Raw genomic sequence first — 26,739 nt, forward strand, 5'->3', positions numbered from 1 at the left:
TTTTCTCTAACACTACTTCAGCCCTCTACTCGGCCTTGTCTCTCGGCGAGAATCCTTGGCTGGTCCCACGTGTGAGGAAAGCCAATGTTCGATCCAGTCAACGAGCCGTTTTTTCGGCTGGATGTAGCGGGCTTGTCCCATCCCCTGATTGTCAGCGCCTTTACCGGTGAGGAAGCGATCGACGAGTTGTTTGCCTTTGAGCTGGATGTCCTCGACGAGGAAGGCGAACTGGACCTGGGCGGGTTGATGTACCGCAGTTGCTACCTGGCGCTGGGGACTGGGAACGGCGGGTTCCACGCGCAGATACAGGGCGTCAACCTGACGCTCCAGGGGCTGGCGCGGGGCCACTGCCGCCTGTCCCTGGGACCGCGCCTGGTGTGTCTGGCGCAGCGCGTGGGCCGACGCCTGTTCCAGCACTGCTCGGTCCCGGCGATCATTGCCCGGGTGCTCGAGGAACATGGCCTGGGCGACGATGCCGTGCGTTTCTCGCTCAAGGGCCACTATGCCCGACGTGCGTATTGCGTGCAGTACGAGGAGTCGAGCCTGGCCTTTGTGCGGCGGCTCTGCGCGCAGGAGGGTATCCATTTCCACTTCCAGCACAGCCGGGACATGCACTTGCTGGTCTTTGCCGATCACCAGGGGGCATTTCGACGGGCTCATCGAGCGCGCTTCGCCGATGAGACAGGTCCGGGCGTGCTCGATCTTTGCGTCACGCTGGCCGATAGCCGCCGCCGGCGGGCCGGTTGTGGGACTCAGGTGGCCGAGGGCGAAAGCGATCTGCCCGGTTTGGCCTGCGGCACGTATCTGCCCGTTTCCGGCCACCCTTGCGCGGCCTGGAACCGTTTGTGGCTGGTCACCCGGCTTCGCCACCGTGGCGCCAGCCTGCCTGGCGAGTCCGCCGACGCCGGGCCGCAGGTGCGCTATGGCAATGCCTTCGCGGCGACTTCCTGGGAGGTGGCGTTTCGTTCCCGAAGACGCTGCCCCTGCCCTGTGTTATCCGGGCTGTTCCGGGCGCAGGTGGTCGACGCCGATGAGCAGGGGCGCTTTCGTGATGCAGAAGGGCGGGTGGCGGTACGTATTGATGCCTTTTCCCAAGGCGGCGCTTCACCACAGGCTCCTTGCTGGCTGCCGTTGGCCGGCTCGTTGCAACGGGAGGCCGAGGGAAACGGTTCGGCGCTGACGGTGGGGATGGCGGTGTGGGTGCGCTTTCAGGACGGCGATCCGCAGGCGCCGCGCATTGTCATGCGTGGCGATGTCCGGTGGTCGGGGCCGCCGCCCGGCAGTACGCAACGTGCGCGCCGTGACCCGATGCTCGAGTCACTGCACGGTGGTTATCCGCTGGTGTTGCTGTGTGGGCAACCCATGGGCGGCAGCGAACGTTATTGCGTGGCGCAGGATTGCGCCTGCCGGGGGGCATTGCCGGGAAGGGGCCTGTCATGAAGACGACGGATGAATGCAGCCAGTGGCTGTTACTGGATGTGCTTGGAGCGCCGGCGGCGATTGAGGTGTTGAAGGAGCGTTATGCGTCCTACCTGGCTTACAACCTGTTCGAAGGCACGCCGTTTCAGGGCCAGGGTGAAGTGGCTCCACGGCTGTTGCAACTGGCCGGGGATTGTCCGTTGAACCGCCTCATCCAGGCCAACCCGAGTCTCTGGCCGGGCCTGTTCCTGCATAGCCGGGCACCGGTGCGGGCGTTGCTGGCCCACCTGCGGCAGATATTGGTGGTGGGTTTCGACGACCAGCATCGGGGCTTGCTCAGTTATTACAACCCGCAGACCGCGAGCTATTTTTTCGATTCGTCGGATCCCCACGAACTGAGTGGTTGGCTCGGCCCCATCCACTGCCTGTACTGGCATGGCGGGACCTGGGCGGACAAGGCCATTGGCAGTGTCGGTTGGCAGCAGTTGTTCAACCCCGGGCTCGAGGTTCCCGCCCTCGCCACGCCGCCGGTCCTGAGCAGCCGCCAGCAGCGCCGGCTGCAAACCTGCCTGCTGGAGCGCCACGCCTACCAGTGGAGCCGCTGCAGCGGGCATGAATACGACCGGACCTGGTGCCATGTGCAGGAGGGCATCACCCAGGGCTTTCGTGACTACGGCCTGCTCGATGGCTGGCTGCATCTGCGCGCAGCGTATCCGGCTGCGCCGATTCCGCCGGACTCGTCGGGGGACTCTCCTGTCGAGCGTCTGGAAAGCCTGCGCCGGATCTGGAGTGCAGGCCACGATTGAGCGTCAGCAGCACTACTTGATTCAGCCCCGGTCATTTCTCAGGTTTGTACTTGAAAACTCGATACCAGATGCAAGCCAGGATGATGATCACTACGGGTAGCGCGAGTGAAATCAAGACCTCCTGCAACTGACTGATCTGGGCCTCCGGGTAGATGTCCTGATGGTGCCGAACGGCTGTGAACCATATGATCGACAAAATCAGCAAAACTTTTCGAGCCTTGGCGGTCGTTTGCAAAAACTTGGTTGCCTCTTCTTTCATATGGTTGTCCTAGTGCTTGAACCATTCGGCGCGCTACTTAAAAAGCGTAGCCGATCCCAATCTTGAAAGTTGTATCGTCAGTCCGGCTCTCTGGCATCCATGCCAGTGTTCCGCCCGAAGTTCCGTGCGTCGCAGTGCTGCCATATTTAAAGGATGTGTAATCGATGCCCACGTTGCCATGGAAATTTTTCGTGAATGCATAATCTGTGGCCAAGCCGGCCTTATACAGATTGGAATTTCCGAGCGCACCAGAATATCCATAGGGACCACTTTGATCAAAGTCTGCCGCGAACGTGCGCCCAACCAAGGCATTGGCGGTAAACACCAAATGGGGAAAAGGCGAGTATTGAACGAGCGTGCCTGCTCCATACCAGTTATGGGTAAAAGTTGCGTCAGAACTGGATTTGATCTGCTGCTCATGACGACCAAGTTCGCCGTAAGGGGTGATCATGAACGCCCCGTCAAGCGCAAAACCTTTTCCCCAACGCAGACTGTAGTCGGAAACGGTAGCGCCAACCTGTCCAGTCGCAGTGCCATAAACTCGAGTTGGCCTGAGTACGCCCTTATAATCGGTGTTTCCGTCGCTTTTACTATACTGAAGTTGAAGGAAGTCGTTGCCCAGCCACACGTCCTTCATCAAGGAAATCGATAATGCAAAACCGGGGATATAGCCTTTTTCCGTATAATATTTTCCGGAAAAGCTACCGCCTCTTCCATCGGCGGTTTCCTGATAATCGACTTTCGTGGAAATGGCCTGGACCTCAAACTGGTTATTCGAGGTTTTTATATCATCTGTTCCAGCCAATGCCGTGGTGCACAATACCGCAGTGGCTACAAAAAATGCTATCTGATTGATTTTCAATTTGTTCCCTCAAGTTAAAAACTACAATACTCAACCGGCCGCAAGCGGCCATCAAGGCCGTGACGGGCCAGCATGTTCATAAGTTTTGTTGCAGGTGCTCGGGACAGTCCCGACAGGTGCCTGAAACTCTCGGCACTGACGGCGACACCGAGAGTCGGGCGATGACAACGAGTGAGGCAATGTCACGGTCTTCACTTCCTGTGGGTTGTAGCGTCTCAGGCGAAACGCTGCTCCTTGCGTTACAATCAGGCATATCAACTCAATAGCACTCACGACAGAGGGAAGTTCATCGTGCTATGACCGGCACGACGAATCCATCTTGAGCGGGCGAATACAGGCAAAAGAGGTTTTCGCTAAAATTCGGGCTTTCCAAAAACTTGAAGTTGATACCGATTTGAATCGAATATCAAAAAGCCATTAAAGGCTAGCACCTATTACTCTCCGGAAAAAGCGGGCTTTGGCTTGCCCACGCTTGTTGATGGGCGTACACGGGGAACTATTTCAACTGAGCTGGTTTGTATCAGTAAATAAATATTAAAGTGCGAGTTTGTACTTCGACTCGGCCCTGTTGGCTCGGCGCATCAATACTTTCAGTGGCGGCAGCTATTTTTCAACGCGATCGCCAGGTAACGTCCTCCTTACAATTGACTGATGGTTTTCTATCCTGCGGACCCGTAAAGCCGCCTCTCAAGCCAGGAATGCGTCCCATTTCCTTCAATCCTGAATTGATAACTTCAGCCCCGTTCAGCTTTGGTTCAGCTTGATCGGCAACAGGGTTCATTTTCCGCTCGTCACGGTGTTTGTTGCGATGAACTTGACTCAGTTGGAGGCGCCGCCGAACCAGCCGTCGTTGCTCCGCAGTTTCAGGGCGTAGAGCCCCAGGATCAGGCTGCGCAGGGCCATGAACAGCAGGAAACTTATCCACAGGCCGTGATTGCCATAGCGGCTCAGCCACCAGGCGCAGGGCAGGCTGAACAGTACGCTGAGCAGCATGCTGTCGCGCATTTCCCGGGCGCGGGTGGCACCGATGAACAAGCCGTCGAGCAGGTAGCTCCAGACCGCGATCAGCGGTAACAGCGCCAGGTAAGGCAGGTAGCCGAAGGCGAGGTCGCGCACGTTGGGGATGTCGGTCTGCAGGCTGACGAACAGGTGGCCGCCGAGCAGGAACAGCAAGCCGAAGCCGAGACTCGCCAACAGCGACCAACCCGCCGCCACCACCAGGGCACGCCGCAAGGTGTCGCGATCGCGGGCACCGATGGCATGGCCACAGAGCGCCTCCACGGCATGGGCCAGTCCGTCCAGGGCGTGGGCGGTGAGCAACAGGCCATTGAGCAGCAGGGCGTTGGCCGCGACAGTGGCGTCGCCCAGGCGCGCGCCCTGGACGGTGATCAGGAAAAACACCGATTGCAGCGCCATGCTGCGAATGAAGATATCGCGGTTCACCGTCAACAACGGGCGCCAGTTGCGCCAAAGCTTGAGCGCCGCCCAGGCGATGTGCCCGGGGTAGGCGCGCAGGGCCTTGCCGGTCAGGCTCAGGCCGAGCAGGGCGCCGGTCCATTCGGCGATCACCGAGGCCCGGGCCGAACCGACCACGCCCCAGTCCAGTCCGAGGACGAACCACAGGTTCAGGGCGATATTCACCAGGTTGGTGCTCAGCAGGATGGCCAGCGGCGCGCGGGCGTTCTGGGTCCCGAGGAACCAGCCGACCAGGGCATAGCTGGCCAGCGCCGCCGGCAGCCCGAACAGCCGGATGTGGAAGAAGTCCAGGGTCAGCGCGTGCAACTCGGGCGAGGGTTGCATGAAGGTCAGCGCCAGTTGGCTGAACGGCACCGCGATGCTCCCCAGGAACAGCGCCAGCAGCAGGCTCAGCAGCAGCCCCTGGACCAGCACCTGGCGCAACGCCGCGCCGTCGCCGCGCCCGGCGGCCTGGGCAGCGAAACCGGTGGAGCCCATGCGCAGGAAGCCCATGGCCCAGGCGAGAAAGATATACAGGCTGGCCCCGACCGCCACCGCGCCGAGCTGATGGGCATGGGGCAGGTGGCCGATCACGCTGCTGTCGACCAGCGCCACCAGCGGCACGGAAATATTCGACAGGATCATGGGCGCGGCGAGCGCCCAGACCCGGCGGTGAGTCGGGCGGTCTCGCCAGTCGGCGATCAGGGAGGACATGCGGGCTCCTCGCAAGAGCGGGCAGTGTAGCGACTAGTGGATGACCCAGCTCAACAACCAGAGCCCGAGCACCAGCCAGAGGATGCCAAGAAAGATCGAGGCGCGCATGAAGGCGCGCACCGCGGAGTAGAGCAGCATCAGGCCGAAGATCAGGATCAGGATGCTGAAGAACGAGGGGCTCATGCCCAGGGCGCGGGCGAAACCGTCGATAAAGTTGCCGCCGGCATGGGTCAGGGCGTTGAAGAAGCCGCTGAGGCAATCGATGATAAAGCGGATCACCGAGCCGAGTGCCTGGCCCAGCCATTCAAAAAAACTTTCTACCTGCATTAGCTACCCCTGATGAATAAGTCGACTGACGCGCCGCACTCGCAGGGAGCAGGTTTTACAGGCCTCCCCGAAGGTTGTCCAGACAGCGCATCAGGAGGGGTTGGCCAGATGCATCCGGGGCTGTGGAAACAGGTTGTTGAGGGTCTCCAGCAGGCGCACGTGATAGATGGGTTTACGGAACAGGTCGAGGACCTGCAGCCGCAGCATATCGCTGACATCGTCCATGTCGGCGTGGCCGGAGGTGACGATCACCGGCAGGTGCTGACGCGTAGTGTGTTCACGCAGACGCTTGATCAGTGACATGCCGCTTTCTTCCGGCATGCGCAGGTCGGTGATCACCAGGGCGATATCCGGGTGCTGCGTGAGGTGCGAGAGCGCGAGCTTGACGGAGGTGGCGGTGAAGCAGCTAAAGCCTTCGCCCTCCAGCAGCTCGGCCAGTTCCAGCAGCGCGTCCTCTTCGTCGTCCACTAGAAGGAGCTGTTGGCGTGGGGGGGAAGAGGCGTTCATTGGACCATTCCTGTCACTGAGTTCGCTCCTTAGTGTAGCGCCTCTTTGCTCGGATGAGGTCAGCGACGACCCGGTGTGGATGGCCCGGATTCTGGATCGCAGAGCGTACCAACCAAGCCAATAGAGCCAGGCTATGCATCGGCTAAAAAACACCCTTTCCGGCGAATGATTCTATGCTGATAGCAATGTGCAGTTGTCAGGGTAGACGTTGTCATGAACCCCAGCCTCCCTAGAAAAACCAAGGATGCCGCAGCCGTTGAGTTCGACCTTGTGTGCGTGCTGACGATCATCGTTACCTTGGGTCGGCAATTTTGAGCGCGGGAGACAAACTCCTCGGTCTCCTGCTGAGACGGAGCCGCGAGTCGGCGCCCGAGCCTGTGCACGATCTGTCCGCCCCGGTGTTCGGCTTGCAGATCCGGCTCGACGATGACGGTCGGGTATTGAATGTCGACGGTCCCTTGCGCCATGACCTGGCGCCGCGGGATGCAGTATGCGAGTTGCGCGACTTGCTGCTGCTCTCCAGCCGTCTGTGTGTCGAGGGCGTGCCGGCGGATTGGCTCGGGCAGGGCCTGGACCTGGATTTCATCGGCCCGGCCGGGCAAGTCCTGCATACCCGGGCCTGGGTCCAGCCCGGCAATACGGGCTGGTGGCTGCAGGCCGTGGATATCGGCGACCTGCTCGAACACAATCTGCGCTCGTCGCTACGTGAGCAGTTGCAGTATTTCGCCGGGCAAATGAGCGAACAATTGCGCTTGTGCAGCCTGGCGCGCTTACCCCAGGTGCTGAACGAGCAGTTGCAGGGGCTGTCCCGACACTGGCGGATTCCCTGTGTCGCCCTGGCGCTGCTGGACGAACATCAGCAGCAGTGGATGGTGCACAGCGAGTATCGGGCCCACGACGCTCCGGCCCTGTGGCAGACCGGTCAAGTCCTGGGTCGTGGCCTGGACAGCCTAAACGGCATGGTGCCGCTGTACTTTAGCGCACAACAAGGTCTCAGTGAGCATATGCGCCTGCAAGGGGTGATGGGCGATGCCGATGGCTTGCTCATTCCTTTTTGCGACGACCATGGGGTGGCGGCCTGGTTGCTCGGCGGTTTTTACCCGGCGCAACAACGGGCGGCGCGGTTGGAGGACCGTGACTGGCTGCAACTGGCGGCGGCTTTGGCCGCGCCGTTGTTGGCCCGCCTGCGGCAGCAGGCGCACCATCATCAACTGGAGCGCCTGGAGGTGTTGCAAGGCTTGTTGGGCACCGGTTGGTGGGAATGGACGCCGGCCATTGACCAGTTGCAACTGGCTCCGCAATTGGCCCGGGAGCTGGGGGTGGAGGCATCGTACGGGATGTTATCGCTGCAGGCTTGGTTGAGGCTGTTCCATGCCTCCGATCGCGAGGAACTTTCCAGCCGCATGCACGATTTGCAGCAGGGCAAGGCGCTGCTGCAAATCGTGCGCCGTCATGCTGAGGATGCATTCCAGCCCCCACAGTGGTATCGCCTTCAGGGACAGGTGCTGGGTGTCGGCGACAGCCTGCGGATGATTGGCTTCATGCTTGATATCAGTGATATCGAGAGTCAGAAGTAGGTCGCCATGTCCGCTGCGACTACTTCGGCGGATACGCGCTCATCAACTTGGCCACGGCCTGGTTGATCGCCGCGCTGCGTTCAGCCGGTGTCGAGCCGTCGTTGACCGTCTGCTCGGCACTGCCGCGCCAGACCAGCTTGCCGTCCTTGCCATCGAGCAGGTCGACCTGGATCGTCGCGACCTGATAGTCGACGCTGCGGGTTTCGGTGTATCCCGGGCCGCCCCAGAAACCGCCCTGCCAAGGGCCACCCCAACCGCCGCCGTAGCTGGTGCTGACCTGCTGCTGGCGGTTATCGACGATCAGGTACGCCTGGACCTTCACATCGGCCTTGCCGCCGGCCATGGCCGGGCGTAAGCCACGCTGGTCCAGCTGTTCGCCGACCGCCTGGCGAATCCGCTGCTCGGTCAGGTCGCTCTTGATCCGCGGATCGTCCGGTCGGTACTGCAACGCCGGCTCTTTCCAGCTCCAGCTACGGTAAGCGGCGAAATCGCGGCTGGCGTCGAAGTCGTGGTTGACCCGGGTGGTTTCGCAAGCACTGAGCAGCACGGCAAAAGCCACTGAAGCGAGACGGCGGACCATGATTTTTCTCCGGGAGTTGTCTAGCTGGGTGGATAACTGGCCAGGGCTTTGCTCACTGCGTCGCGCAAGGCATCCGCGCGTTCGAGCTGATCGCCCTGGGTGCCGGTCTCGGCGCTGGCGCTCCAGACCGGTTGGCCGGAGCCCGCGTCGAACAGGCTGATACGCACCACCAGCACTTGCACCTCATAGGTGCGCACGATCGGGGCGCTGGGGTACATGCCATAACGGTTGCCATAGGGACCGCCGGCGTAACCGTAGTCTTCCTGGACCTGGCGCAGGCGTTTTTCCACATGCAGTTCGGCGCTGACCCGCAGGTCCGGCGGCGCCGTGTCGCGGCGTGGGCGCAAGCCCTGCTGTTCGAGGGCGTTGCCCACCACTTCGGCCAGTTGCGCCGGATCGGCCCAAGTGGTGCCGGCGGGCAGCCGGTCGTTGCTCCAGGCCCAGGTGCGGTAGCGCGCGTAGTCCCGTGGCGGCGCCGGGTAGGCGCTGAGGTCCGGGGCATGCGCGACCTGCGCCGGGGCGGGCGGCAGGGGCATGGAGCTGGCGGTGTAGGGGTTGTTGCTCTGGCAGGCAGTCACACCCAGGCACAGCGCGAGCAGACAAAAACGGCGACTCATTGCATCCTCCGTATTCAGACCGGACGGCAGATCCAGTGCAGGTAACGTCCCAGCCCGGCAAAGCCGGGGTGGCGACGGTGGGCCAGTTCCATTTCCAGCAGGTCCGCCAGGGCGGCGCGGGCCTGGAATTCAACCGGCATGTAATCGTGGAAAACCCGCACGCCACTCTGGGTTTCGACCCGCCACAGACCTTCAAGTTGCGCCGCCAGCTCCCGTGGATCAAGGGGTTGTTGCGGGGTCAGGCTGTGCTTTTCGCCGGCCATGTCGTTCTTGCGCATCTTGCGGAAATGGCCCTTGAGCAAGTTGCGATAGATCAGTGCATCGCGATTGTAGAAGGCCAGGGACAGCCAGCCATCCGGTGTGCACAACTGGTGCAGCACCGGCAGGATCGCATGGGGTTCGGCCAGCCATTCGAGCACCGCGTGGCAGAGCACCAGGTCATAGGGTTCGGTGAGTTGGCCGAGCAGCTCCTGCCATGGTGCCTGGATGAAGGTCGCGGGTTGTCCGGCTTCGGCAAAGCGCTGGCGCGCGCCCGCGAGCATCGGTTCGGCGGGTTCGGCGAGGGTCACCTGATGACCGCGCTCGGCCAGCCACAATGACATATGACCGAGGCCCGCGCCGATATCCAGCACCCGCAACGGGCGCTGCGGCAAGCTCTCGGCCAGGTCGGCCTGGAGCACGGCGAGGCGGATCGCACCCTTGGCCCCACCGTAGATCTTCTCGGCGAAGCGGGTGGCCAGCTGGTCGAAATGACGGTCGCTCATTGGGCGAAGCGCCGTTCGCTGTCGGCCAGCTTGGCGCGGACCACCTCGTTCATGTCCAGCCCCAGTTCGCTGCACAGCAGGAGCAGGTAGAGGACGATGTCGCCGACCTCCTGCCCGGCATGGGCGAGTTTTTCCGGCGGTAACTGGCGCGATTGATCCTCGCTGAGCCATTGGAAAATCTCCACCAGTTCGGCCATCTCCACGCTGGCGGCCATGGCCAGGTTTTTCGGGCTGTGGAAAGTTTTCCAGTCGTTGCGATCGCGGATGCCGTGCAGGCGTTGGGTCAGTTCATCGAGGTTCATGCGGGTGTTCTCCTTCAAGGCGTCTAGCTTCCGGTGGATGAGAACGGGAAGCAAGGGCCTTGCTGTAGGGATAACACCTGGAGCCGATGAAATATTCGTCAGGGCGGGTAGGCGCTGTGTCAGGCAATCGGCTGCCAGCGTCCGCTCAGATGCTCCAGGCCCTTGGCCCCGGACAATTTGAACGCGCCGTTGGAGCCTGGCGCACTGCTCCACAGGCCGACTTCACCGGGCAGGCGCACCGGTCTTCTGAACGCCACTTCGATCTCGATATTCGCGCTCGGCAGGTGCTCGTGCAGGGCCGCGAGGATACGGGCCTTGTTCCACAAACCATGGGCGATGGGCCGGGGGAAACCGAACAGGCGGGCGCTCAGGGCCGTCAGGTGGATCGGGTTGTAGTCACCGGACACCCTGGCGTAGCGCCGACCGATATCGACTGGAACCTGCCAGTGCGTCAGCTCGGTCAGGGGCAGGGGCGCGGCCTTTTTTTTCTTCGCCGGCTTGGCGTCCAGGGTGACGCCCCGGCAGAGTAGCCGGCTTTCGGCTTCCCAAAGCGGGCCGAGGGCATCGTCGATCTCGGTGAGCAGATCGAAGGTCGCGCCCTGGACATGCGGCTGCAGGTTGCGCACCCGCACGCCGATCCGCAGATTGTGCATGCCGCCGAGGGGGCGTAGCAGACGGATACGGTTGTTCAGGTGAACCAGGCCCGGCAGCGGAAAGGGAAACTCCTTGGCTGTCAGCAATTGCAGTTGCAGGGGCAGGGCCAACACATGGGGATAGGTCGCCGGCATCGGGCTGCCCTCGGCAAAACCGCAGACCCGGCGATAGGCGGCCAGGCGCCGTTCATCGACGGTCACCCAGCTGCGTAGCCCTCGATCTGGCAATTCTTGGCCCGCGATGATGCGTCGTGTCGCGGCGCGCAGGTAAAGCGCGGGCAAGCTCGGCGCGGCGGTCAGGTATTGCCAGTTCACGGGCATGCGTGGGCTCTCAATGGATGCTTGCTTTGTTTGTAGGAAAAGACTTTCAGCTTTATAGGCTATATCTCTTTAGTTGTGGGGCTGATTCTTTGCGTTGTGTTGCCGTGGTGACAGGCGCGAGCCACTGTCGAGCGCGGATCGCCCTGTCGGCATTGTCAGAAACCATGGCTTGGCCTAAGGTCGCAGCCTGAAAGCCGTCTTGCGACATAAGGTCTCTCCATGCCGACCAACGGACAACGTGGTCCCCAACGTCAGATTCCGACGCTGACATCCCTGCCGCGCCCGCTGTACGCCCGCGCCGAGAGCCTGAACGCCGGCTCGTGGACGCCACGTCATCGGCATGATTGGGTGCAGTTTTCCTACGCCATCAGCGGGGTGCTGGGGGTGCACACCGCCGAGGGCAGTTTCTTCGCGCCGCCGCAATGGGGCGTGTGGATTCCGGATGGGCTGGAGCATGAGGTGGTCACCTCGATGCGTGCGGAAATGCGCAGCCTGTATGTGCGTCGCGAGGATTGCCTGTGGGCGCCGGCGCGCTGCCGGGTGCTGGAGGTGACGCCGCTGGCTCGGGAACTGATCAAGAGTTTCTGCCTGTTGCCGGCCGATTATCCCGAGGACGGTGGTCGCGAAGGGCGCCTGGTGCAGGTGTTGCTGGATCAGTTGGCGGGGTTGCCGGAGGTGGGGTTCTCGCTACCGCTGCCGCGCCACTCGCGGTTGCTCGGCTTGTGCAACGAACTGATTGAAAACCCCGAACTGGGGGTGACCCTGGGGCTATGGGCCGGGCGCCTGGGCATGTCGGAAAAAACCTTGATGCGGCTATTTCAGCGCGAGACTGGATTGAGTTTTCGTGGTTGGCGCCAGCGTGCGCGATTGCTCTCGTCGCTGGGGACGTTGGAGGCGGGTGACAGCGTGACCCGGGCCGCGCTGTCCTGTGGTTATGATTCGACGTCAGCGTTTATCGCCGCGTTCAAGGGCTTGTTTGGCTATACACCGGGGGAACTGTTCCGCCACTGAATATCGAAACACCGCGGCACTAATGCGGGAGCGGAGCTTGCCCGCGAAGAGGCCCTTGAGGGCGCTAAAAGCTTCGCGGGCAAGCACCGCTCCGACAATGCTTGCGTGTCTCAGGTCCGGAAGCGCTTGACCAACGCATCGAGCTCGTTGGACAACCCCGCCAGGCCCTGGGAATCGAGCCGCGCCGAGTTTGCCAGTTCCGCCACCAACTGCGCATCGCCATGGATCTGGCTGATATGCCGGTTGATGTCCTCAGCCACATGGTGCTGCTCTTCCGCCGCGGTGGCGATCTGCGTGTTCATGTCGCGGATCACGTCCACCGACTCGCGGATCTGCCCGAAACTGGTGCGTGCCAGGCCGATACGGTTCACCGATTCCTGCGACACCTCGAGGCTGGCATGCATCTGTTGCGCGACCTGGCTGGTACGTTTGGCCAGGTTACCGAGCAGACCGTCGATCTCCGCCGTGGAGTCGGCGGTGCGCTTGGCCAGGGCGCGCACCTCGTCGGCCACCACGGCGAAGCCACGGCCCTGTTCACCGGCCCGGGCGGCCTCGATGGCGGCGTTGAGCGCCAGCAGGTTGGTCTGTTCGGCAATCGAACGAATGGTGCCGAGAATCGACTGGATATTGTTGCTGTCGCTTTCCAGTTGCTGCATCGACTGGGCCGACTGCTCGATCTCCTGGCTCAACTGGTCGACGCTGCTGACCGCCGCGTCGATCTGCTGCTGGCCTTCGCGGGCCTGGCGCTGGCCGCTGTCGGCCGATTCCGCGGCCTGGCTGCAGGAACGGGCGACCTCGTTGGCGGTGGCGACCATCTCGTGGAAGGCCGTCGACACCATGTCCACCGCCTCGCGCTGGCGCCCGGCGGCGTCGGCCATGTCCCCGGAGACCCGGGTGGAATTACGCGACGAATCGAGAATCTTGTTGGCCGACAGGCCGATGTGCTGGATCAGGCTGCGGATCGCGCCGAGGAACTGGTTGAACCAGTTCGCCAGTTGCGCGGTTTCGTCGCTGCCACGGATCTGCAGGTTCTGGGTCAGGTCGCCTTCGCCCTGGGCGATGCCTTCCAGGCCGCTGGCCACGCTGCGGATCGGCCGCACGATCAGGCTGGCGAAACTGGCGCCGACGATGGCGAAGATCACTGCGAGCACGGCGGCGATGATTGCTACCAGCCAGGTCAGCTGGTTGGCCGAGGCCATCACTTCGCTCTGCTTGATCAGGCCGATAAAGGTCCAGCCCAACTGCTCCGATGGCCAGACATTGGCCATGTAGTGCTCGCCGTTGATGTCGACTTCCACCAGGCCTTTGCCGGCTTTGGCCAGGTCGGCGTAACCGCCACCGAGACTGCCCAGGGCCTTGAAGTTGTGCTCAGGCTGCTTGGGGTCCACCAGCAGGTTGCCGCTGTTCTCCATCAACATCAGGTAGCCGCTTTCACCGAGCTTGATCTGCTTGACGATTTCGGTGAGTTGCTTGAGGGTCACGTCGACACCGATGACCCCCCCTTGGGATCCCAGCTTGTTGTCCACGGTGCGCACGGTACCGATCATGACGGCGTCGTCGGCCGCCCAGTAGTAGGCGGAGGTCCGCAGGGTCTTGCCGGGATTGGCTATCGCGGTCTTGTACCAGGGACGCACACGTGGGTCGTAGTTGGCCAGTTTCGGGTCGGCCGGCGTGGAGACGTAGCCACCGTTGCCAACCCCGTAGGACACGTAGGAGTAAGCCGGGTGGGCCAGTCTCATGCCCTCAAGCAGGTCGTAGATCTGCTTGTCCTGCTCGTTAAGGGCAATTTGCGCGGCATCGGCGCTCTGGTAGCTCTTGAGCACACCGTCGGAGTTTTTTATCAGCGGCTGGTTCGTCAGGTATTCGACGTTCTGGCTGACGCCGTCGAAGAACAGCTGCATGGCGTTGCTGACCTGGCGGATCTCCCGGCCGCTGCCGTCGACAAAGTTGCCGCGGGCTTCGCTGCGCAGGTTCAATACCACCAGGGTGGCAACCAGTACCACCGGTAAGCAGGCGACGATTGCAAACGCCCAGGTCAATTTCTGCTTGATGTTCATCCGCGCTCCAGATTTTTCTTGTAGATCCCATACGTGCTGATCACGTGTGGTCGGTATTAGGGCAGCTGTGAAAGGGGGGTGGTCGTGTTGAAAATCCGTCTCGCTGGTGGCGTGCCTGATTGTTCGACAAATACGCCTGTGTCTTTAAAGCGCTTCGGCTGGCGCGGAAAAAAGTTGAGGAACAAGGGGAATATTCTGATTTTTTCTGAGCCTCGGCCTTTCATCCGTGATCGGAAACCTGAAGGTGCAGCGTGAACAGTAGCTTGGTAATCCTCGGCTATTCTCTTGAGGCGCAGCTTTTTCCTGGTCGATTCGTCGGAATAATCTGGCACATTGAGTGCATTGGAGAGTATTCGAGGTCGGCATCCTCTCCCCGCTGTGAGAGGATTGCCGTATAACGAGTGACATTCGCGTGTTTGGCAATAAAGGACCCACAATAAAAGCTGATGAAGACTCCAAAACGCATTGAACCCCTGATCGAGGACGGTCTGGTCGACGAGGTGCTGCGCCCACTCATGAGTGGCAAAGAGGCAGCGGTTTATGTGGTGCGCTGTGGCAACGAGCTACGTTGCGCCAAGGTCTACAAGGAGGCGAATAAACGAAGTTTTCGTCAGGCGGCCGAGTATCAGGAAGGCCGCAAGGTGCGTAACAGCCGGCAGGCCCGGGCCATGGCCAAGGGCTCCAAGTTCGGTCGCAAGGAGACCGAGGACGCCTGGCAGAACGCGGAAGTGGCGGCATTGTTCCGTCTGGCCAGCGCCGGCGTACGGGTGCCCAAGCCGTTCGACTTCCTGGAAGGCGTGCTGTTGATGGAGTTGGTGGCGGACGAGTACGGCGATGCCGCGCCGCGCCTCAACGATGTGGTGCTGGAGCCGGATCAGGCGCGCGAGTACCACGCGTTCCTGATTTCCCAGATCGTGCTGATGTTGTGTACCGGCCTGGTGCATGGTGACCTGTCGGAGTTCAACGTGCTGTTGACGCCACAGGGACCGGTGATCATCGACTTGCCCCAGGCGGTGGATGCGGCCGGCAACAACCATGCCTTCAGCATGCTGGAGCGCGACGTCGGCAACATGGCCTCGTACTTCGGGCGTTTTGCTCCGGAGCTGCGGCACACCCGTTATGCCAAGGAAATGTGGGCCTTGTTCGAAGCCGGCACCTTGCATCCGGGCAGCATCCTGACCGGTGAGTTCGACGATCCGGAAGAACTGGCGGATGTCGGCAGTGTGATGCGTGAAATTGAAGCGGCACGGTTCGAGGAGGAGCGCCGGCAGGCGATCCGCGCGGCGGATGACAAGCCGCCGGGCAAGGCTGAAGAGCCGCCTCCGCCGTGGATGCAGCAGTGATCGCGTAAAAACTGTGGGAGCGGTGCTTGCCCGCGAAGAGGCCCCTGAGAGCGCTAAAAGCTTCGCGGGCAAGCACCGCTCCCACAAGATTTGTGTTCGGCTTTAAGTGGATAGCATCGCCATTGACGCCGGATTTTTCAATTGCAGCAGCCGCCCGATGCCAGGTCCTTGAGGATCGGGCAGTCGGGGCGCTGATCGCCGTGGCAGTGTTCCACCAGGTCCTGCAAGGTATCGCGCAGGCTGGCCAACTCCTCGATCTTGCGGCTCAACTCATCGATATGCTGGCGCGCCAGGGCCTTGACGTCGGCACTGGCGCGCTGGCGGTCCTGCCAGAGGGTCAGCAGCTTGCCGACCTCTTCCAGGGAGAAACCCAGGTCCCGGGAACGCTTGATAAAGGCCAGGCTGTGCAAATCCTGCGCGCTGTACAAACGGTAGCCGCTGTCCGTGCGGCTGGCGGCCTTGAGCAGGCCGATGGACTCGTAGTAACGAATCATCTTCGCGCTCAGGCCGCTCTGGCGGGCTGCTTGGCCGATATTCATGACAACTCCTTCAGTCGAGATCTTTGGGTTTCCAGGTCTTGAGCAGCAACGCGTTGCTCACCACGCTGACACTGGACAAGGCCATGGCCGCCCCGGCCAGTACCGGGTTGAGCAGGCCGAAGGCGGCCAGGGGGATGCCGATCAGGTTATAGACGAAGGCCCAGAACAGATTCTGGCGGATCTTCGCATAGGTCTTGCGGCTGATCTCCAGGGCCGCCGGCACCAGTCGCGGATCGCCGCGCATCAGGGTGATGCCCGCCGCGTGCATGGCGACATCGGTGCCGCCGCCCATGGCAATGCCGATATCGGCAGCGGCCAGCGCCGGGGCGTCGTTGATACCGTCGCCGACCATCGCCACCACAGCTTTGCGCTTAAGCTCGGCGATGATGGCCGCTTTGTCTGCCGGCAGTACTTGTGCGTGGACATCGTCGATACCCAGGGCCTCGGCGACCACCCTGGCGCTGCCACGGTTGTCGCCGGTCAGCAGGTGGCTGCTGATCTGCCGGGCCTTGAGCTGCTCGATGGCTTGCGGGGCGCCGTGCTTGAGGGTGTCACCGAAGGCGAACAGGCCGAGCACCCGTGCTTGCGGACTTTGCTCGATCAACCAGGACAAGGTCCGGCCTTCGGCCTCCCAGGCGCTCGCCGACTCGGCCAATGCGCCTGCGTCCAGGCCGCTTTCGTCGAGCAGACGCTGATTGCCCAGGGCCAGGGCGCGTTCGCCGAGACGACCGGCAATGCCGCGTCCGCTCAAGGCGCGGCTGTCACTGACATCCGCAAGGGCCAGGCCGCGTTCCGCGCAGGCGTCCAGCACGGCCTTGGCCAGGGGGTGTTCGCTGCCGCGCTGGAGGGCCCCGGCCAGTTGCAGCACGTTGTCCTCGTCAGCCTCCGTGCTGATCAGGTGGGCGATGCGCGGCGTGCCGGAGGTGAGGGTGCCGGTCTTGTCGAAGACCACGACGCTGACTTCATGGGCACGCTCCAGGGCTTCGGCGTCCTTGATCAGGATGCCGTGGCGCGCGGCCACGCCAGTGCCGGCCATGATCGCGGTCGGCGTGGCCAGGCCCAGGGCGCATGGGCAGGCAATCACCAGCACCGCCACCGCATTGATCAGCGCGGTCTCCAGCGGTGCGCCGTGCAGCCACCAGCCGAGCAGCGTCGCCAGGGCCAGCAGGAGGACAGTCGGGACGAACACCTGGCTGACCTTGTCCACCAGTTTCTGGATCGGTGCCTTGCCGGCCTGGGCGTCCTCTACCAGGCGGATGATCCTCGCCAGCACGGTTTCGGCGCCCAGCGCCCGGGTTCTTACCAGCAATCGACCTTCGCCGTTGATCGCCCCGCCGGTGACCGAGTCGCCGGGTTGCTTGGGCACCGGCAGGCTTTCCCCGCTGATCAGCGCTTCGTCGGCGTGGCTGCGGCCTTCGACCACCTCGCCGTCCACCGGGAAACGTTCGCCGGGCTTGACCAGCACCAGGTCATCGAGACGCAGGGCGCTGATGGCGACGTCCTGCTCGCGGCCATCGATCACCTGGATCGCCCGCTCCGGCCGCAAGGCTTCCAGGGCGCGGATGGCGCTGGCGGTCTGGCGCTTGGCGCGGCTTTCCAGATATTTGCCCAGCAATATCAGGGCGATCACCACCGCCGAGGCTTCGAAGTACAGGTGGGGCATGCTGCCCGGGGCGGCATTGGCCCACTGATACAGGCTCAGGCCATAACCGGCGCTGGTACCCAGGGCGACCAGCAGGTCCATGTTGCCGGCCCCGGCCTTGAGCGCTTTCCAGGCGGCGACATAGAAGCGCGCGCCGAAGATGAATTGCACTGGAGTGGCCAGGGCCCATTGCAGCCAGGCCGGCAGCATCCAGTGGTAGCCCAGCGGCTGGACCAGCATCGGCACCACCAGCGGTAGGGCCAGGGCGATCGCCAACAGCAGGGACAAACGCTCGCGGCGCAGGCGACCTTGCTGGTCCAGGGCGACGGCGGCCTCGCCTTGCCGCAGGCTGGCGGTGTAACCGGCGTTCGTGACAGCCGCGATCAGCCTGGCGGCATCGACCTGGCCGAGCAAATCCAGATGGGCGCGTTCACTGGCCAGGTTGACACTGACCCGCTGCACGCCGGAAACCTTGCTCAAGGCCCGTTCGACCCGGCCGGCGCAGGAGGCGCAGGTCATGCCGCCGATATCCAGTTCCAGGGTCTGCGTGGGCACGCTGTAGCCGGCCTGCTCGACGGCGCGCAGCAGTGCCGGCAGGCTATCGGCCGGGGCCTGGACGCGGGCCTGTTCGGTGGCGAGGTTGACGCTGACGGCACTGGCGCCGGCGACCTTGCTCAGGGCCCGCTCGACACGACCGGCGCAACTGGCGCAGGTCATGCCGGCGATCGGCAGGTCGAAAAGGGTTGGGGCGAGCATGGGCAATACTCCTGGAGAAGTTGGCCCAAGGATCAACCTTGCCCCCTTGGCAAGGTCAAGCGCTTATTGATAACCCAGCGATGCCGGTTTCAGGCGCAGGCCTTCCGGGCCGCCGACGATGGAGAACTTGCGCACATCGCCGCCGTTGAGCTTGATCACCTGCTCGGGGGTGGTGAGCATGCCGGCGGCGCAGCCTGGGGTCTGTCCGGGCAAGAATTTCAAGCGGATGGAGACGTTGCCTGGCGGCAGGTTGAAGGAACTGGACTGTTCCTGGAACAAGCGGCCGGACAGTTGATCCTGGAAATAGATGCCGATCTCGCAGGAGGTGGAGACTTCCAGGCGCTCGCGAGAAATGATCAGTACGGCGTAGTTCTCTCCGGCCGCGCTGGCGAAAGGACTCGCACCGAAAATACTGAGAAGGCCGAACAGGCTGAATGCTGACCAGCGCATGGCTGAATCTCCTACGGTTTGATCGTCGATGCCGAAGCTTGGCGCAGGCTCGCGTTAAATGCCAGCCCGGCAGTGTCATCAGGAACTTGACCTTGCCATGGTGGCAAGCTTGAGACTACTGGCATTCCCCCATGAAAGGAGCCGTGTCATGCAAGTTTTCAATGTCCAGGGTATGTCCTGTGGTCACTGTGTACGGGCGATCACCCAGGCGGTCCAGGCCCGCGACCCGGCGGCCGAAGTGCGGGTCGACCTGGCGGCGAAGGAAGTCGGCGTGAACAGTCGGCTGTCGGCGGAGGAAGTGCTCAGCGCCATCAGTGAAGAGGGTTATGAGGCGAAGCTGGCCGGTTGACCCCCGGTTTTTTTAATAGTTAGCGACCTATCAGAATGTTCAAGGCCGCCGCGCGCCGCTAGACTAGCGGCCCGCGCCGATCTTCCCTGGACACCTGATGAACCTGCGAACCATCCTGATTCTTGGCGCCCTGAGCGCTTTCGCACCGTTGGCCATCGACTTCTACCTGCCGGGGTTTCCGGCCATGGCCACGGCCTTCGGCACCGATGAAAAACATATCCAGCTGACCCTGGCGGTGTATTTCCTCGGCCTGTCCATCGGCCAGTTGGCCTATGGGCCGGTGGCCGACCGTTTCGGTCGGCGGCTGCCGTTGCTGGTTGGGGTGGCGCTGTTCACTGTCGCGTCCCTGGCCTGTTCCTTCGCCCCGAGCCTGGAGTGGTTGATTGCCGCGCGTTTTGTCCAGGCCCTGGGCGGTTGCGCCGGGATGGTGATTTCCCGTGCGGTGGTCAGCGACAAATGCGACGCCGTGGGCTCGGCCAAGGTCTTCTCGCAACTGATGCTGGTGGTCGGGCTGGCGCCGATCCTGGCGCCGATGCTCGGCGGTGTGTTGGTCAATCTCTATGGCTGGCATTCGATCTTTATCGCCCTGACGCTCTTCAGTGCCTTGGCGGCCATCGCGGTGATTCTTGGCCTGCCCGAGAGCCTGCCGGCCAATCAGCCACGTCCACCGTTGTCCGGGGCGTTGCGCCAATATGGCCGGTTGTTGGGCGATCGCCTGTTCCTCGGCCACGCCCTGACCGGCGGGATCGCGATTGCCGGGATGTTTGCCTATATCGCCGGTTCGCCGTTCGTGTTCATCAAGCTTTATGGCGTACCGGCCGAGCACTATGGCTGGTTGTTCGGCACCAACGCCGCGGGGTTCATCCTGACGGCACAGGTCAATGCACGTTTGCTGGCCAAGCGCGGCCCGGCCTTTCTGCTGGTGCGCGCGGTGTGGGTTTACCTGGCGGCCGGCCTGGCGTTGCTGGCGATCAGCAGCCTGCATCCGCAGCAGTTGTGGCCGTTGCTGGTGCCGCTGTTCATCTGTATTTCCAGCCTGGGCTGCATTCTGCCCAATGCCTCGGCCTGTGCCATGAACGGCCAGGGCGCGCGCGCCGGCAGTGCGTCGGCGACGCTGGGCTGCCTGCAGTTCGGCGTGGCGGCGGCCGCCGCGTCATTGGTCGGGGTGCTGCACGATGGCAGCGCCATGCCGATGGCCCTGGTCATCAGCCTGTGCGGTGTACTGGTGGTCAGCCTGGCCATGTCGACTCGACGCGTGCAGAACGCGCGAGTCATCCAGGGCTAGATTCCCGGCGCGGGATCAACCGACGGCGCGTTGCTGGTGCTCGGGGAATACGTGGGGGGCCTGCAACCTGGCTTGCAGGGTGCTGACAAAAGCGCGGGCTTCGGATTCGCTACGGAAGGTCACCACGTGCTGGTCCAGACGGACCTGCCATTGATTGCCGTGGGGCCGGGGCAGTTCTTTGAGCAGTATATTCATTGCGGACTTCCTCCTGTTGGTAACGACTCATTCTCTGTTGCTTGAAAATGACTGCATTAAAACCAAAACAGCAGTGAGGGTACGAGTGTAGCGCTGATTTCCTACTGATAGATGACCTGGCTCAATCATCTGACTGGTGGTTGCCCGGATTGCTTGGCAGGCGCGATCTTCCTCCCAGGGGCATTATTCTGAAGGTACCACGAACCCTGAAGGAGCCGGCAAGCCGGCTCTTACAGGGGGGCAGGTCGACAGGTGTGGGGGATTCGACTCAGAACCCTTCCAGCACGATCTTGCCCTTGGCCTTGCCACTTTCCAGCAGTTGGTGGGCACGGCGCAGGTTGGCGGCATTGATCTGGCCGAAATGCTCACCCAGCGTGGTTTTCAACACCCCGGCATCGATCAGCTCGGCGACGCGGTTGAGCAGGTTGTGCTGCTCGATCATATCGTCAGTCTCGAACATCGAGCGGGTGTACATGAACTCCCAGTGCAACGACAGGCTCTTGCGCTTGAGCTTGCTGATGTCGAGGCCTTTCGGGTCGTCGATCAGCGCCAGCTTGCCCTGCGGCTTGAGGGCTTCGACCAGTTGGTCGAGATGGCTGTCGGTCTGGGTCAGGCTGGCGACATGGGTCACCTGCGTCTGCCCGTGGGCCTTGAGTTCTTCGCTCAACGGCCGGCTGTGATCGATGACCAGGTCGGCGCCCAATGCCGTTACCCAGTCCCGGGTTTCAGCGCGTGAAGCGGTGCCGATGACTTTCAGGCCGGTCAACTGGCTGGCGAGCTGGGTCAGGATCGAACCCACGCCACCGGCCGCGCCGACGATCAACAGGCTCTGGCCCTGATCGGCCTTGTCCTCGGCGATCCGCAGGCGCTCGAACAGCAGCTCCCAGGCGGTGATGGCGGTCAGCGGCAAGGCGGCGGCTTCGGCAAAACCCAGGCTTTTCGGCTTGTGCCCGACGATGCGTTCATCGACCAGGTGCAGTTCGCTGTTGGCGCCGGGACGGGTCAGCGAGCCGGCATAGAAAACCGCGTCGCCGACCTTGAACAGGCTGACGGCGCTGCCCACCGCCTTGACCACCCCGGCGACATCCCAGCCGAGCACCTTGGCCTCGCCGTTTTCCGGGGGCATGAATTGGCGGACCTTGGTGTCCACCGGATTGACGGAGATGGCCTTGACCTCCACCAGCAGGTCGCGGGGACCGGCGACCGGGGCGGGCAGCTCGATGTCCTGCAGGGACAGCGGATCGTTGACGGGCAGGGCCGCGTAGAAGGCAATGGCTTTCATGTGAAAACTCCAGAGGGCTGTGATTTCGATGGCGCCATGATTGGCTATTTCCCTTGAAGATAAAACCGGCTAAAACAGCAGGCTCTTTCAATATTTTTTTGATAATGACGAGGGCGCCATGCTGCGTTTCGATGACTTGCAGTTGTTTGTCCGTGCCGCCGACCTGGGTAGCCTGTCGGCGGCGGCGCGGGTCATGGACATGTCGGCGGCGGTGGCCAGCGCGGCCTTGAAGCGGATTGAGCAGCAACTGGGCGCGCGCCTGCTGGCGCGCTCGACCCGTAGCCTGAGGCTGACGGCCGAGGGCGAGGGTTTCCTTGAATATGCCCGGGGTGCGTTGAGCCAACTCGATGAGGGGCGCCGGCTGCTGGCGCGCGGGCAGGACCAGGTCAGCGGCGTCCTGCAGTTATCGGCGCCCTCGGACTTCGGGCGCAACCTGCTGCTGCCCTGGCTGGACGAGTTCCAGCGCGAACACCCGCAACTGACCGTGCGCCTGCTGCTGGGCGACCGCATCGCCGATCTGTTCCGCCAGCCGGTGGACATTGCCTTGCGTTATGGCGAGCCGGAGGACTCCAGCCTGGTGGCGTTGCCCGTGGCCCCGGATAACCGCCGGGTGCTGTGCGCGGCCCCGGGTTATCTGGCACGGCACGGCGAACCGCGGACCTTGGCGCAACTGGCGCAGCACAACTGCCTGCTCTACATGCTGAGCAGCCGGGTGCATGACCATTGGAGTTTTCATGACGGCAAGCGCGAAGTCAGCCTGACCGTCAGCGGCGACCGCTTCAGCGACGATGCCGATGTGGTGCGACGCTGGGCCGTGGCCGGGGTCGGTATCGCCTACAAATCCTGGCTGGATGTGTCGGCCGATATCCTCGCGGGACGCTTGCAGGTGTTGTTGCCGGAACTGCGTTGTGAGCGCGCTCCACTGAATCTGTTGTGCGCTCATCGCGCTCAATTGAGTAAGCCGGTGAACCTGTTGCGCGAGATGCTGAGCCGGCGCTGCGCACAACTCGGGCGCCTGGCGCCGGTTTCCCGGGTATGAGGCACGTCGATCTCAAAGAGGTTCTGTTACAACCCGTTCAGGAATAAAGGTCGGCTCCATGCACATTGTGGTTTAGGCTGGAGATATTGGATCCAATATCCTTTCGGCGGATGATGCATTTTGTTTCATTCGCCGCCGTTGATTGCCAAACGATGAAAAAATCGCCCAGTTTTTGGCATTTTCGCGTCTTGGCTTGGACGGGATTACTCCTCAGTATGCCCCGTGTGCGTTCGATCAGTGTTTCAACAGGGAGTGAATACATGGAATATGCACCTTGCGTCAGTCAGATTGCCACGCTGCTTGCCGACCCCAAGCGCAGTGCAATGATGTGGGCGTTGTTGGATGGCAGCGCCCGGGCTGCCGATGAGTTGGCCCTGTGCACGGGGCTGTCGCTGTCCTCGGCCAGCGCCCATCTGGCGCGCCTGAGTTCGGGCGGCCTGGTCCGGATCGAGGAGCGCGGGCGCAAGCGCTTCTTCCGCCTCGCCGCCCCGGAAGTGGCTACGGCGGTGCAAGCCCTGGCCAGCGCTTCATTGGCCAGTGCACCGTTGGCGATGGCGCATGCGCTCAAGGCCCTGGCCCCCGACGCGGAGGCCCTGCGTCACGCCCGGGTGTGCCACGATCATCTGGGCGGTGAACTGGCCAGCGAGCTTTACCAGCGCCTGTTGGTGGCGGGCTGGATCGAACAGCAGGAACTGCGATTGCGGGTCACCAGCAAGGGCGCGGCGCGCCTGGCCGAGCGCGGCCTGTACATCCAGGCGCTGGCCCATGGGCAGCGTGAGATCGCCTGTGTCTGCCACGACCTGCAACGTCGTCCGCACCTGGGCGGGGCGCTGGGTGCCGGCCTGCTGCAACTGTTCCTGCAATCCGGTTGGTTGGCCTCGCGGGAAGATTCCCGGGCCTTGCAGGTCTCCGCGCTCGGGCAGCGGCAGATCGGCAAGCTGGCCTGTGAAGTCGAGCTCGAATTGGCCGGCTGAGCCCCGGTGGCCTGCCGCATGGATGCGGCGGGCGTCGCTCAAGGCTGTGAGCAGGTCGTAACCAGAAACAAGCCCTCCTGACGATACCGCACACTCGATCGAAGATTCGAATCGAGGGATATCCCATGGCAGCTCAAGGCTACAGCGCGGCGGAACGACTGGAACGCTTGCCCATCAGCGGTTATCACCGGCTGATTTTCATCATCATCGCCCTGGCGTTTTTCTTCGACTCCATGGACCTGGCGATGATGACCTTCCTGCTCGGCTCGATCAAAGCCGAGTTCGCCCTCAGCAGTGCCCAGGCCGGTCTGCTGGCCAGTTCGAGTTTCTTCGGCATGGTGGTCGGTGCTTCGCTATCGGGCCTGCTCGCCGACCGCTTCGGGCGCAAGCCGGTGTTCCAGTGGAGCATCGTGCTCTGGGGCCTGGCCAGTTACCTGTGCTCCACCACGCAGACCGTCGAGAGCCTCACGCTGTTCCGCATCCTGCTGGGGTTCGGCATGGGCATGGAGTTTCCGATTGCCCAGTCGATGCTCTCGGAACTGATTCCGGCCAAACGCCGTGGGCGCTATATCGCATTGATGGACGGCTTCTGGCCCCTCGGCTTTGTCGCGGCGGGGGTACTGTCGTATTTCCTGCTGCCACTGGTGGGCTGGCGTGACATCTTCCTGGTGCTGGCGATCCCGGCGGTGTTTGTCCTGGCGATTCGCTTTTTCATCCCCGAGTCACCGCGCTGGCTGGAGCAGGCCGGGCATCATGCGGCGGCGGACAAGGTGCTGGACGATATCGAGGAACGGGTGCGGGTCTCGCTCAAGTGCACGGCGCTGCCGATTCCGCTGCGCCTGCCCCGTGGCGTGGACCGCGCGCCGAGCTTCTTTGCGGCCTTTCAACAATTGTGGTCGCCCTTGTACCGCCAGCGCACCATGATGATCTGGAGCGTCTGGTTCTTTGCCCTGCTCGGCTTCTACGGCCTGACCTCCTGGCTCAGCGCCTTGTTGCAGCAGTCGGGTTTCGCGGTGACCCAGTCGGTGTACTACACGGTGCTGATTTCCCTGGGCGGGATTCCGGGCTTCCTGATGGCGGCCTGGTTGGTGGAGCGCTGGGGGCGCAAGCCGGTGTGCATCGTCACCTTGCTCGGGGGCGGGGTCATGGCGTTTTTCTACGGGCAGAGCGCGGTGTTCGGCGGCAATGTCGGCTTGCTGGTGGGCTCGGGGTTGTTGATGCAGTTCTTCCTGTTCGGCATGTGGGCGGTGTTGTACACCTATACACCGGAGTTGTATCCGACGTCGGCGCGGGCCACGGGCTCCGGTTTTGCCTCGGCGGTGGGCCGGATCGGCTCGTTGCTCGGGCCGCTGGTGACCGGGCTGGTGTTCCCGGTGATGGGGCAGGGCGGGGTCTTTGCCCTGGGGGCGCTGTGCTTCGCGATTGCGGCGCTGCTGGTCTGGCGCTTTGGCATGGAAACCAAAGGCAAGGCGCTGGAGGAGTTGAGCGAGGTGGCATAAGCGCAGTGGCGTCGAGCGCAAACAGCGAGTACGGCATAAGTTTGTAGGAGCAGGGCTTGCCCGCGAAGCTTCTGGCGATCTTTCGGCCCCCTTCGCGGCGGCGCGGCGATCCGACAAGCCCTGCTCCTACAGTTCGACGGCGTTTATCAGATCGGCTACATCAGGGTTTGACCAGGCGCGCATCCAGGCTGTTCTGCGCCAGGCGCTGGGCCTGTTCCCTGGTCATGCCCAGGTCGGTGTACAGGGCGTGGAAGTTCTCGGTCACATAACCACCGAAGTAGGCCGGGTCATCGGAGTTCACCGTGACTTTCACGCCGCGCTCAAGCATGTCGAGGATGTTGTGCTGCGACATGTGCTCGAATACGCGCAGCTTGGTGTTCGACAGTGGGCAGACGGTCAGCGGGATCTGTTCGTCGATGATCCGCTGCATCAGTCGCTCGTCCTCGATGGCGCGTACGCCGTGGTCGATACGCTGGACCTTCAGCAGGTCGAGGGCTTCCCAGATGTACTCCGGCGGACCTTCCTCGCCGGCGTGGGCGACAGTCAGGAAACCTTCGCCGCGGGCGCGATCGAAGACCCGCTGGAACTTGCTCGGCGGGTGACCCAATTCCGAACTGTCGAGGCCGACCGCGACAAAGGCGTCGCGGAACGGCAGCGCCTGGTCCAGGGTCTTCTGCGCTTCATCTTCACTGAGGTGGCGCAGGAAGCTGAGGATCAGGCCGCTGCTGATGCCCAGTTGCTGTTCGCCGTCCTTGAGCGCCGCGGCGATGCCGTTGAGCACCACTTCGAAGGGGATGCCCCGGTCGGTGTGGGTCTGCGGATCGAAGAAGGGTTCGCTGTGGATCACGTTCTGCGCCTTGCAGCGCAGCAGGTAGGCCCAGGTCAGGTCGTAGAAGTCCTGGGAGGTGCGCAGCACGTCGGCACCCTGGTAATAGAGATCGAGGAATTCCTGCAGGTTGTTGAAGGCATAGGCCTTGCGCAAGGTCTCCACGTCGCTCCACGGCAGGGCGATCTTGTTGCGCTCGGCCAGGGCGAACAGCAGCTCCGGCTCCAGCGAGCCTTCCAGATGCAGGTGCAGTTCTGCCTTGGGCAGGGCATTGAGCCAGTCGTACATGGTCGTTTTTCTCATCAGGTGCAGATGCCGGGCATTCTACA

At 62.7% G+C, this 26,739-nt stretch carries 27 protein-coding genes and 1 pseudogene; 10 read left to right on the forward strand and 18 right to left on the reverse strand.

The annotated features are described in order from the left end of the window. Positions 1 to 84: 84 nt before the first annotated feature. The gene (locus M5B96_RS28750; protein WP_248800309.1) at positions 85 to 1,440 is read left to right on the forward strand and encodes a contractile injection system protein, VgrG/Pvc8 family; all 1,356 of its coding nucleotides are present in this window, start codon (positions 85 to 87) and stop codon (positions 1,438 to 1,440) included. Continuing rightward, positions 1,437 to 2,225 carry a DUF4123 domain-containing protein gene (locus M5B96_RS28755; RefSeq protein WP_248800310.1) on the forward strand — a complete coding sequence of 263 codons (789 nt, stop codon included), beginning with the start codon at positions 1,437 to 1,439 and terminating at the stop codon, positions 2,223 to 2,225. Before M5B96_RS28750 ends, M5B96_RS28755 begins: the two co-directional genes overlap by 4 nt. A gap of 31 nt (positions 2,226 to 2,256) precedes the next feature. Here the strand turns inward: M5B96_RS28755 and M5B96_RS28760 are convergent, their stop codons facing one another. From M5B96_RS28760 to M5B96_RS28780, 5 genes are all read right to left on the reverse strand, one after another. Further along, positions 2,257 to 2,484 (reverse strand): hypothetical protein, encoded by a 228-nt coding sequence (locus M5B96_RS28760; protein WP_248800311.1) that lies wholly within the window; start codon positions 2,482 to 2,484, stop codon positions 2,257 to 2,259. Positions 2,485 to 2,521: 37 nt separating this feature from the next. After that, a complete protein-coding gene (locus tag M5B96_RS28765; RefSeq protein ID WP_248800312.1) occupies positions 2,522 to 3,346 on the reverse strand; it encodes a hypothetical protein in 825 nt (274 codons plus the stop codon). Positions 3,347 to 4,165: 819 nt separating this feature from the next. Next, positions 4,166 to 5,515 carry an MATE family efflux transporter gene (locus M5B96_RS28770; protein ID WP_248800313.1) on the reverse strand — a complete coding sequence of 450 codons (1,350 nt, stop codon included), beginning with the start codon at positions 5,513 to 5,515 and terminating at the stop codon, positions 4,166 to 4,168. Positions 5,516 to 5,548: 33 nt separating this feature from the next. After that, positions 5,549 to 5,842, reverse strand: coding sequence for a hypothetical protein (locus M5B96_RS28775; RefSeq protein WP_248800314.1), 294 nt, complete (start codon positions 5,840 to 5,842; stop codon positions 5,549 to 5,551). Between the two features lie 90 nt (positions 5,843 to 5,932). Beyond that, positions 5,933 to 6,349, reverse strand: coding sequence for a response regulator (locus M5B96_RS28780; RefSeq protein WP_248800315.1), 417 nt, complete (start codon positions 6,347 to 6,349; stop codon positions 5,933 to 5,935). Between the two features lie 377 nt (positions 6,350 to 6,726). Here M5B96_RS28780 and M5B96_RS28785 point away from each other — a divergent pair, with 377 nt between their 5' ends. Beyond that, a complete protein-coding gene (locus M5B96_RS28785; RefSeq protein WP_248800316.1) occupies positions 6,727 to 7,926 on the forward strand; it encodes a hypothetical protein in 1,200 nt (399 codons plus the stop codon). A 19-nt stretch (positions 7,927 to 7,945) separates the two neighbouring features. Here M5B96_RS28785 and M5B96_RS28790 read toward each other — a convergent pair whose 3' ends face one another. From M5B96_RS28790 to M5B96_RS28810, 5 genes are all read right to left on the reverse strand, one after another. Continuing rightward, entirely contained in the window at positions 7,946 to 8,506 is a 561-nt protein-coding gene (locus M5B96_RS28790) for a DUF4136 domain-containing protein (protein WP_248800317.1), read from the reverse strand. Between the two features lie 20 nt (positions 8,507 to 8,526). Continuing rightward, entirely contained in the window at positions 8,527 to 9,123 is a 597-nt protein-coding gene (locus M5B96_RS28795) for a DUF4136 domain-containing protein (RefSeq protein ID WP_248800318.1), read from the reverse strand. A 14-nt stretch (positions 9,124 to 9,137) separates the two neighbouring features. Beyond that, the gene (locus tag M5B96_RS28800; RefSeq protein ID WP_248800319.1) at positions 9,138 to 9,887 is read right to left on the reverse strand and encodes a methyltransferase; all 750 of its coding nucleotides are present in this window, start codon (positions 9,885 to 9,887) and stop codon (positions 9,138 to 9,140) included. Next, a complete protein-coding gene (locus M5B96_RS28805; protein WP_100944316.1) occupies positions 9,884 to 10,189 on the reverse strand; it encodes a MazG-like family protein in 306 nt (101 codons plus the stop codon). Before M5B96_RS28805 ends, M5B96_RS28800 begins: the two co-directional genes overlap by 4 nt. Positions 10,190 to 10,308: 119 nt before the next feature. Continuing rightward, positions 10,309 to 11,163 (reverse strand): MaoC family dehydratase, encoded by an 855-nt coding sequence (locus tag M5B96_RS28810; protein ID WP_248800320.1) that lies wholly within the window; start codon positions 11,161 to 11,163, stop codon positions 10,309 to 10,311. Positions 11,164 to 11,382: 219 nt separating this feature from the next. On the opposite strand from M5B96_RS28810, the gene M5B96_RS28815 reads away from it, so the two are divergent. After that, complete coding sequence (locus M5B96_RS28815; protein ID WP_248800321.1) at positions 11,383 to 12,174, forward strand: AraC family transcriptional regulator; 792 nt, start codon at positions 11,383 to 11,385, stop codon at positions 12,172 to 12,174. A 110-nt stretch (positions 12,175 to 12,284) separates the two neighbouring features. Here M5B96_RS28815 and M5B96_RS32900 read toward each other — a convergent pair whose 3' ends face one another. After that, positions 12,285 to 13,052: a methyl-accepting chemotaxis protein gene (locus M5B96_RS32900; RefSeq protein WP_412548664.1), complete on the reverse strand. Its 768-nt coding sequence runs from the start codon at positions 13,050 to 13,052 to the stop codon at positions 12,285 to 12,287. 90 nt (positions 13,053 to 13,142) lie between these two features. Next, positions 13,143 to 14,231 (reverse strand): annotated as a pseudogene (locus M5B96_RS32905) (cache domain-containing protein); the annotation flags it as partial. A 446-nt stretch (positions 14,232 to 14,677) separates the two neighbouring features. Between M5B96_RS32905 and M5B96_RS28825 the strand changes: the two are divergent. Continuing rightward, a complete protein-coding gene (locus tag M5B96_RS28825) occupies positions 14,678 to 15,574 on the forward strand; it encodes a PA4780 family RIO1-like protein kinase (protein ID WP_248800323.1) in 897 nt (298 codons plus the stop codon). Positions 15,575 to 15,711: 137 nt separating this feature from the next. Here M5B96_RS28825 and cueR read toward each other — a convergent pair whose 3' ends face one another. The 3 genes from cueR to M5B96_RS28840 all read right to left on the reverse strand — a co-directional run bounded on the left by cueR (position 15,712) and on the right by M5B96_RS28840 (position 18,961). Continuing rightward, the gene (gene cueR, locus M5B96_RS28830) at positions 15,712 to 16,113 is read right to left on the reverse strand and encodes a Cu(I)-responsive transcriptional regulator (RefSeq protein WP_248800324.1); all 402 of its coding nucleotides are present in this window, start codon (positions 16,111 to 16,113) and stop codon (positions 15,712 to 15,714) included. Between the two features lie 10 nt (positions 16,114 to 16,123). Then, positions 16,124 to 18,511: a heavy metal translocating P-type ATPase gene (locus M5B96_RS28835; RefSeq protein ID WP_248800325.1), complete on the reverse strand. Its 2,388-nt coding sequence runs from the start codon at positions 18,509 to 18,511 to the stop codon at positions 16,124 to 16,126. Between the two features lie 63 nt (positions 18,512 to 18,574). Beyond that, the gene (locus M5B96_RS28840) at positions 18,575 to 18,961 is read right to left on the reverse strand and encodes a hypothetical protein (RefSeq protein ID WP_248800326.1); all 387 of its coding nucleotides are present in this window, start codon (positions 18,959 to 18,961) and stop codon (positions 18,575 to 18,577) included. Positions 18,962 to 19,109: 148 nt separating this feature from the next. Between M5B96_RS28840 and M5B96_RS28845 the strand changes: the two genes are divergently transcribed. Then, on the forward strand, positions 19,110 to 19,310 hold the full coding sequence (locus M5B96_RS28845; protein WP_248800327.1) for a heavy-metal-associated domain-containing protein: 201 nt from the start codon (positions 19,110 to 19,112) through the stop codon (positions 19,308 to 19,310). 97 nt (positions 19,311 to 19,407) lie between these two features. Then, positions 19,408 to 20,595, forward strand: a complete 1,188-nt coding sequence (locus tag M5B96_RS28850) for a multidrug effflux MFS transporter (protein ID WP_248800328.1) — start codon at positions 19,408 to 19,410, stop codon at positions 20,593 to 20,595. A 15-nt stretch (positions 20,596 to 20,610) separates the two neighbouring features. Here the strand turns inward: M5B96_RS28850 and M5B96_RS28855 are convergent, their stop codons facing one another. Together M5B96_RS28855 and M5B96_RS28860 are read right to left on the reverse strand one after the other, a co-directional pair. Next, positions 20,611 to 20,790, reverse strand: coding sequence for a hypothetical protein (locus M5B96_RS28855; protein ID WP_248800329.1), 180 nt, complete (start codon positions 20,788 to 20,790; stop codon positions 20,611 to 20,613). Between the two features lie 268 nt (positions 20,791 to 21,058). Further along, entirely contained in the window at positions 21,059 to 22,072 is a 1,014-nt protein-coding gene (locus M5B96_RS28860) for a zinc-binding alcohol dehydrogenase family protein (protein WP_248800330.1), read from the reverse strand. Between the two features lie 118 nt (positions 22,073 to 22,190). Between M5B96_RS28860 and M5B96_RS28865 the strand changes: the two genes are divergently transcribed. The 3 genes from M5B96_RS28865 to M5B96_RS28875 all read left to right on the forward strand — a co-directional run bounded on the left by M5B96_RS28865 (position 22,191) and on the right by M5B96_RS28875 (position 25,584). After that, entirely contained in the window at positions 22,191 to 23,111 is a 921-nt protein-coding gene (locus tag M5B96_RS28865) for a LysR family transcriptional regulator (RefSeq protein WP_248800331.1), read from the forward strand. A 260-nt stretch (positions 23,112 to 23,371) separates the two neighbouring features. Further along, positions 23,372 to 24,085: an ArsR/SmtB family transcription factor gene (locus M5B96_RS28870; RefSeq protein WP_248800332.1), complete on the forward strand. Its 714-nt coding sequence runs from the start codon at positions 23,372 to 23,374 to the stop codon at positions 24,083 to 24,085. A 125-nt stretch (positions 24,086 to 24,210) separates the two neighbouring features. Then, positions 24,211 to 25,584 (forward strand): MFS transporter, encoded by a 1,374-nt coding sequence (locus M5B96_RS28875; RefSeq protein ID WP_248800333.1) that lies wholly within the window; start codon positions 24,211 to 24,213, stop codon positions 25,582 to 25,584. A gap of 160 nt (positions 25,585 to 25,744) precedes the next feature. Here the strand turns inward: M5B96_RS28875 and M5B96_RS28880 are convergent, their stop codons facing one another. Further along, positions 25,745 to 26,698: an adenosine deaminase gene (locus tag M5B96_RS28880; RefSeq protein WP_248800334.1), complete on the reverse strand. Its 954-nt coding sequence runs from the start codon at positions 26,696 to 26,698 to the stop codon at positions 25,745 to 25,747. Between the last annotated feature and the right edge of the window lie 41 nt (positions 26,699 to 26,739).

Origin of the sequence: Pseudomonas sp. MWU13-2105 (assembly GCF_023242315.1) — a bacterium.
Classification (GTDB): Bacteria; Pseudomonadota; Gammaproteobacteria; order Pseudomonadales; family Pseudomonadaceae; genus Aquipseudomonas.

Bases quoted from the DNA above. Each gene is read 5' to 3' on its own strand.
- M5B96_RS28750 (WP_248800309.1), top strand. From the start codon at position 85: ATGTTCGATCCAGTCAACGAGCCGTTTTTTCGGCTGGATGTAGCGGGC.
- M5B96_RS28755 (WP_248800310.1), top strand. From the start codon at position 1,437: ATGAAGACGACGGATGAATGCAGCCAGTGGCTGTTACTGGATGTGCTT.
- M5B96_RS28760 (WP_248800311.1), bottom strand. From the start codon at position 2,484: ATGAAAGAAGAGGCAACCAAGTTTTTGCAAACGACCGCCAAGGCTCGA.
- M5B96_RS28770 (WP_248800313.1), bottom strand. From the start codon at position 5,515: ATGTCCTCCCTGATCGCCGACTGGCGAGACCGCCCGACTCACCGCCGG.
- M5B96_RS28775 (WP_248800314.1), bottom strand. From the start codon at position 5,842: ATGCAGGTAGAAAGTTTTTTTGAATGGCTGGGCCAGGCACTCGGCTCG.
- M5B96_RS28780 (WP_248800315.1), bottom strand. From the start codon at position 6,349: ATGAACGCCTCTTCCCCCCCACGCCAACAGCTCCTTCTAGTGGACGAC.
- M5B96_RS28790 (WP_248800317.1), bottom strand. From the start codon at position 8,506: ATGGTCCGCCGTCTCGCTTCAGTGGCTTTTGCCGTGCTGCTCAGTGCT.
- M5B96_RS28795 (WP_248800318.1), bottom strand. From the start codon at position 9,123: ATGAGTCGCCGTTTTTGTCTGCTCGCGCTGTGCCTGGGTGTGACTGCC.
- M5B96_RS28800 (WP_248800319.1), bottom strand. From the start codon at position 9,887: ATGAGCGACCGTCATTTCGACCAGCTGGCCACCCGCTTCGCCGAGAAG.
- M5B96_RS28805 (WP_100944316.1), bottom strand. From the start codon at position 10,189: ATGAACCTCGATGAACTGACCCAACGCCTGCACGGCATCCGCGATCGC.
- M5B96_RS28810 (WP_248800320.1), bottom strand. From the start codon at position 11,163: ATGCCCGTGAACTGGCAATACCTGACCGCCGCGCCGAGCTTGCCCGCG.
- M5B96_RS28815 (WP_248800321.1), top strand. From the start codon at position 11,383: ATGCCGACCAACGGACAACGTGGTCCCCAACGTCAGATTCCGACGCTG.
- M5B96_RS32900 (WP_412548664.1), bottom strand. From the start codon at position 13,052: ATGGCCGACGCCGCCGGGCGCCAGCGCGAGGCGGTGGACATGGTGTCG.
- M5B96_RS28825 (WP_248800323.1), top strand. From the start codon at position 14,678: ATGAAGACTCCAAAACGCATTGAACCCCTGATCGAGGACGGTCTGGTC.
- cueR (WP_248800324.1), bottom strand. From the start codon at position 16,113: ATGAATATCGGCCAAGCAGCCCGCCAGAGCGGCCTGAGCGCGAAGATG.
- M5B96_RS28835 (WP_248800325.1), bottom strand. From the start codon at position 18,511: ATGCTCGCCCCAACCCTTTTCGACCTGCCGATCGCCGGCATGACCTGC.
- M5B96_RS28840 (WP_248800326.1), bottom strand. From the start codon at position 18,961: ATGCGCTGGTCAGCATTCAGCCTGTTCGGCCTTCTCAGTATTTTCGGT.
- M5B96_RS28845 (WP_248800327.1), top strand. From the start codon at position 19,110: ATGCAAGTTTTCAATGTCCAGGGTATGTCCTGTGGTCACTGTGTACGG.
- M5B96_RS28850 (WP_248800328.1), top strand. From the start codon at position 19,408: ATGAACCTGCGAACCATCCTGATTCTTGGCGCCCTGAGCGCTTTCGCA.
- M5B96_RS28855 (WP_248800329.1), bottom strand. From the start codon at position 20,790: ATGAATATACTGCTCAAAGAACTGCCCCGGCCCCACGGCAATCAATGG.
- M5B96_RS28860 (WP_248800330.1), bottom strand. From the start codon at position 22,072: ATGAAAGCCATTGCCTTCTACGCGGCCCTGCCCGTCAACGATCCGCTG.
- M5B96_RS28865 (WP_248800331.1), top strand. From the start codon at position 22,191: ATGCTGCGTTTCGATGACTTGCAGTTGTTTGTCCGTGCCGCCGACCTG.
- M5B96_RS28870 (WP_248800332.1), top strand. From the start codon at position 23,372: ATGGAATATGCACCTTGCGTCAGTCAGATTGCCACGCTGCTTGCCGAC.
- M5B96_RS28875 (WP_248800333.1), top strand. From the start codon at position 24,211: ATGGCAGCTCAAGGCTACAGCGCGGCGGAACGACTGGAACGCTTGCCC.
- M5B96_RS28880 (WP_248800334.1), bottom strand. From the start codon at position 26,698: ATGTACGACTGGCTCAATGCCCTGCCCAAGGCAGAACTGCACCTGCAT.